We start from the raw sequence: 4,098 nt of genomic DNA, 5'->3' as shown, positions 1-4,098 counted from the left end.
ACACGACGCGCCAATACTGCCCGCACACCCCTCCGCGTCATGCCTGACCAGCGGGAATCACACGATCACGCCCGGATTGATAACGGCTTCTCAGCGCGGACGAGCGCCATGTCCTGCGCAGCGCGAGCCTGCTGGACGCCTTCGACCTCGACCTGGCCACCCAGGCCGCCGGGCTCCCCCACCAGGCGGCCGCCCGGCGGCTGGTCGAGCGGCCGATGGTCGGCGAGGACCCGTACGCGATCTGGCCCTACCACCTGCACGGCGCCATCCGCACCGCCCTGCGCACCGACGACACCACAACAGCGGACCGCTGGACCCCCGCCGACTGGCACCAGGCCGCCGAACGGGCCCTGGCCGCGCTCGGCGGGCAGTGGCGCACCCACTCCCCCGCAACTGGCCGGGCCTGGCTCGTCGCCTGCCTGCGCCAGGGCCTGCGTCTGGCCCGCGACCACCGCCTGGACGACCTGGCCTGGCTCACCGACGCCGCCTTCGCCTACATCGACGACTCCGTGTGGGAGCCCATCGCCCCACCCGCCCCCGCACCCGGTGACCGGCCGGCTGCGGACACGCCCGCCGACGCCCTGGCCGAACTCCTGACGGCGATCAGCCGCCGCCAGCACGAGCACCGAGACCGGACCGCCCGCCGCCTGACCGCCGTCCTGGACGGCGGCCTGCTCACCGACGAACTCACCGAGCTCGCCCTCTACTACCGCGCCAAGGCCGACAAGGACCTCGGCCGCACCGCCGCCTCCCTCGACGGCATGCGCCACGTCGCCGCCGCGGGCGGCCGCCTCGCCCCCCAGGCGCAGCGCGGCATCGCCAACCTGGCCCGCATCGCAGGCGACTTCCCCGCCGCCATGGCCGCCGCCTCCACCCTGACCTGGAAGAGCCGCCGCCACCGCGTCCGCGGCGACTCCTCTGGCCCCAGGGCGACTTCACCGCCGCCGCCCAGGCCCTGCGGGACGGCCGGGCCGAGGCCGAGCAGCACGACGCGCCCGGCGAGCGGGCCATCGCCCAGACCCGCCTGGCCCTGGTCACCGCCTTCACCGACCCGGCCCGGGCCGACGCGGAGATCGACCTCGCCCGCCAATACCTGGAACCGCTCGACCAGCGCGCCACCGGCCTGCACCTCCAGGTCGCCGGCCTGGTCCGAGACGCCGGCACCACCGACCGTGACATCGCCGGCCGCGCCGCCGTCCTGCACGCCCAGATCGACGTCGCCGGCCTGCCCTGGCTCATCCCGCTGCTGGAGACCGCCCTCGCCTTCCACCACGCCGTCCTGGACGCCGAGGACGACCTGACCGCCGCCATCGACCGGCTGCGCGACGCGACCGCGGGCGGCGACTTCGCCTACTACCTGGACATCGCCCGCTTCATGGCCGGCCGCCCCCTCCCCCAGCCCTCCGCCGTGCGGTGGCTCGACGACGAGGACACGGTCCGCACCCGCTGGCGCACCCTCGTCACCGCACGCCAGAACCACCTGCGCGGCACCCTGTAGGCCACGGCGACGGCGGGTCTCCGGGCCTTCCCACGACCGGCCGGCCGGGCAACCACCGCCGGCGCGGCCCGGCAATCGGCCGGCACCGGATACGGTGGTGGCGAGAAGCAGGAGGAGCCCGATGAGCGTCCAGCCCGTACACCACCCGCAGCCGCAGCCCCGCGTGCAGCGCACCCCCGACGGCATCGCCGCCGCACTGCAGGGCGGCCGCCGGATGGAGTTCTACCGCGAACTCGGCCAGGCCCCCATCGACCAGGCCGAACAGGTCCTCAACCGCTGGTGGTGCGAAGCCGAGATGGACACCGACCCCGACCAGGACCGCATCATCGCCGCCGCCCGCGCCGGCACCCTGCCCACCGCCACCATGGCCGACGTCCTGCGGCTGCGCCGCGAGCGGGGCGGAGAACTGCCGGGTGAGTGAGGAAGAGCCGGACGACCTGTGGCCGGTCCTGCCGTCCGACGCCGTCCAGGACGCCCTGTCCGATCCCGGCCTGCCCGCCGACCTGTTCTCCGCGATCGTCGCACTCACCGTCGCCATCGCCGAGAACCCCTGGCTCGAAGCCAGCACCGCACGCGACAACGCCGGCGACTGGCGAAGGCTCCCCATCCCCCACGGACGCGGCCTGGTCGAATACGTCATCGACACCGACAACCACCTCGTACGCCTCACGAGGGTCATCCCGCTCTGACCCCGCCATTCCTCAACCCTGCAGCCGACTGCTTTAGCCGAGGTCCCATCGGGGATCAAGCAAAGCGGTCACCGCTGGATGTCCCCGGCTTTCCCCGAACGAGCAAGGCTGCGGTTCACGCCGCCCCGGCCCTCGGCGGGGCCTGGCGGGCAGTGCGCAGCGGGATTGCCCCGGCCCGGGTGGCGCGGGCGACGATGAGGGCGGCGCGGTGGCGTTCGCGTTGCTGGCGGGCGCGCTGGTCGGCGTCGGTGACCAGGGTGTCCTGGATCGGGGGCCGGTGGGCGTTCTCGGGTTCACGCAGCCGGTTGTAGTGCCGGCGCAGGATCTCCTCTCGCTCGGCGGCGGCTTCGTCGAGCGCGGCCTGGCGGGCTGCGGCGTTCTCGCGCGTCCGGCGGCGCAGCTCTTCCAGAAGCGCCGTCTGCCCTGTCACCAGGGTCTTCAGCATCCGAGCGTTCTCCGCCTGTCCGGCAACGAGGGCGCCAACAGCCTCCGCAAGGCCGGTCACCGCCTGAGCAGCATCATCCCGGCGCTGCCCGCTACCAACTGGGAGATGAGGCGCCCGCAGATCATGCGCTGTCCGGCTGATTCAGCTTCTTCTTACGCTCTGCTGCTTCCGCCTTCCACCTTATCGTCGCGGCAACATCACGCTGTACGAACTCTGCCAGACTTTGGGACCCGTCGGAAGATCTCTCTTTCCATCCTATTCTCAATGCCACATGGACGATCATGCTGCATGTCGCTTCCTGATCGAGGAAGCCATCGGCAACAAGCTCTCCCATTTCTCGGCTAAATCTGAGCAGGGAGTCGAAGTCCGATGTTCCGGCCCTTCGGAAATAGCGAAGCGAGACTGTGACGGACACAAGAAGCCCTTCTCGGGAATGAGGATTTCGCTTGCCGCCGAAGGCGTCTCGTTGCCTCTGTTCCATCTTGGCTGTCACGAATTCGCCCGATATCAGCTTGTCGGCAAAACCGTCGACGGCCAGGACGCCTCGTCCGGCCAGTCGGACCACCTTGGTGCCCGGTGAAGCGAACCGCACGAGGTCGCGCTCCTCCGTGTGGGAGGTGGCAAAGAGCACCATGCTCTTGTCTGCAGGCAGATCGTCCAGAAGACTGACAGCGGGCATGAGGGTTCCATAGGGACGTCCGTCGAGGAGGACGGCGCTCCCGCCAGCCCAGTACGGGGCGCCGCCACCTGCCCCGAAGACCAGTTGCAGCGGGGGTATGCCTTCGGTCGCCGCCCACAGGCCGAGCGCTTGCCGAAGTGCTTCTTTCCGCGTCTCGGCGATACCGGAGTGCGCGCTTCCATACGCTTTTCGAGTTTCTTGCCTCGCTGCTTCGGCGGCTTCGGCTTTCTCCTTTTCGAGAGCCTCGTTTATGCCCGCCATCATCTGCTCATGAAGCAGGCTGATTCGCCTCGCCTCCTGCTCGGCATATTCCCTGTCAGCCTCCTCCAGTTCTTTTTCCCTGGTTATGTGCTGCTGCGTTGTCCAGAACGCACGCCAGTTCCCGCCCGTCGTGTGGGGAAGGTTAATGGCACCCTCGACCAAGCGGTGTTCGACTACGCGCCCGCCGAGAACCCAGGCCACGAAATCGCGCAGGGAGACATCGCCGACGGGTGCCCACCACCGGAGCGGCGGTCCCGCCTGGCCTTCCGGTTGAGGCCTGGTGTCCAACCGGGCGATCCCCGAGGCGACATCCCACCGGTCTGACTCCCAGGACGGCGTGGCCACGTGGATGGAGGGCACCCACCCGACCCACGGCCGGACGGTGGGGGCAACCCAGCAGACGCGGACGCCGTCCCGGTGAAGGTTCTCCGTTGGGTGCAGTTCGGAATGAGTGACCTTTTGGGTGGTTTGGCATAGGTATCTGCCGTCTCGGGTGGGCTGGGTTCCTAGGGTGCTGGTGTCGGGG

Annotated in this window: 6 protein-coding genes; 4 read left to right on the top strand and 2 right to left on the bottom strand. The window is 70.2% G+C overall.

Going from position 1 to position 4,098, the window contains the following annotated elements:
• Positions 1-215: 215 nt before the first annotated feature.
• From ACWC9T_RS41095 to ACWC9T_RS41080, 4 genes are all read left to right on the top strand, one after another.
• Positions 216-1,301 carry a hypothetical protein gene (locus ACWC9T_RS41095; RefSeq protein ID WP_449826127.1) on the top strand — a complete coding sequence of 362 codons (1,086 nt, stop codon included), beginning with the start codon at positions 216-218 and terminating at the stop codon, positions 1,299-1,301.
• 74 nt (positions 1,302-1,375) lie between these two features.
• Complete coding sequence (locus tag ACWC9T_RS41090) at positions 1,376-1,498, top strand: hypothetical protein (protein ID WP_449826126.1); 123 nt, start codon at positions 1,376-1,378, stop codon at positions 1,496-1,498.
• Positions 1,499-1,619: 121 nt separating this feature from the next.
• Positions 1,620-1,919 (top strand): hypothetical protein, encoded by a 300-nt coding sequence (locus tag ACWC9T_RS41085; protein ID WP_449826125.1) that lies wholly within the window; start codon positions 1,620-1,622, stop codon positions 1,917-1,919.
• Positions 1,912-2,187, top strand: coding sequence for a hypothetical protein (locus ACWC9T_RS41080; RefSeq protein WP_449826124.1), 276 nt, complete (start codon positions 1,912-1,914; stop codon positions 2,185-2,187). The genes ACWC9T_RS41085 and ACWC9T_RS41080 overlap by 8 nt, the downstream gene beginning before the upstream one ends.
• A 115-nt stretch (positions 2,188-2,302) precedes the next feature.
• Here ACWC9T_RS41080 and ACWC9T_RS41075 read toward each other — a convergent pair whose 3' ends face one another.
• Both ACWC9T_RS41075 and ACWC9T_RS41070 read right to left on the bottom strand, forming a co-directional pair.
• The gene (locus tag ACWC9T_RS41075; RefSeq protein ID WP_449826123.1) at positions 2,303-2,632 is read right to left on the bottom strand and encodes a hypothetical protein; all 330 of its coding nucleotides are present in this window, start codon (positions 2,630-2,632) and stop codon (positions 2,303-2,305) included.
• A 121-nt stretch (positions 2,633-2,753) separates the two neighbouring features.
• Positions 2,754-3,932 (bottom strand): hypothetical protein, encoded by a 1,179-nt coding sequence (locus tag ACWC9T_RS41070; protein ID WP_449826122.1) that lies wholly within the window; start codon positions 3,930-3,932, stop codon positions 2,754-2,756.
• Positions 3,933-4,098 lie beyond the last annotated feature (166 nt).

It is taken from the genome of Kitasatospora sp. NPDC001159 (genome assembly GCF_053598235.1).
The sequence above is the reverse complement of the archived record's forward strand: the minus strand, read 5'-3'. Positions and strand labels throughout refer to the sequence as shown.

Bases quoted from the DNA above. Each gene is read 5' to 3' on its own strand.
- ACWC9T_RS41095 (WP_449826127.1), top strand. From the start codon at position 216: ATGGTCGGCGAGGACCCGTACGCGATCTGGCCCTACCACCTGCACGGC.
- ACWC9T_RS41075 (WP_449826123.1), bottom strand. From the start codon at position 2,632: ATGCTGAAGACCCTGGTGACAGGGCAGACGGCGCTTCTGGAAGAGCTG.
- ACWC9T_RS41085 (WP_449826125.1), top strand. From the start codon at position 1,620: ATGAGCGTCCAGCCCGTACACCACCCGCAGCCGCAGCCCCGCGTGCAG.
- ACWC9T_RS41090 (WP_449826126.1), top strand. From the start codon at position 1,376: ATGGCCGGCCGCCCCCTCCCCCAGCCCTCCGCCGTGCGGTGGCTCGAC.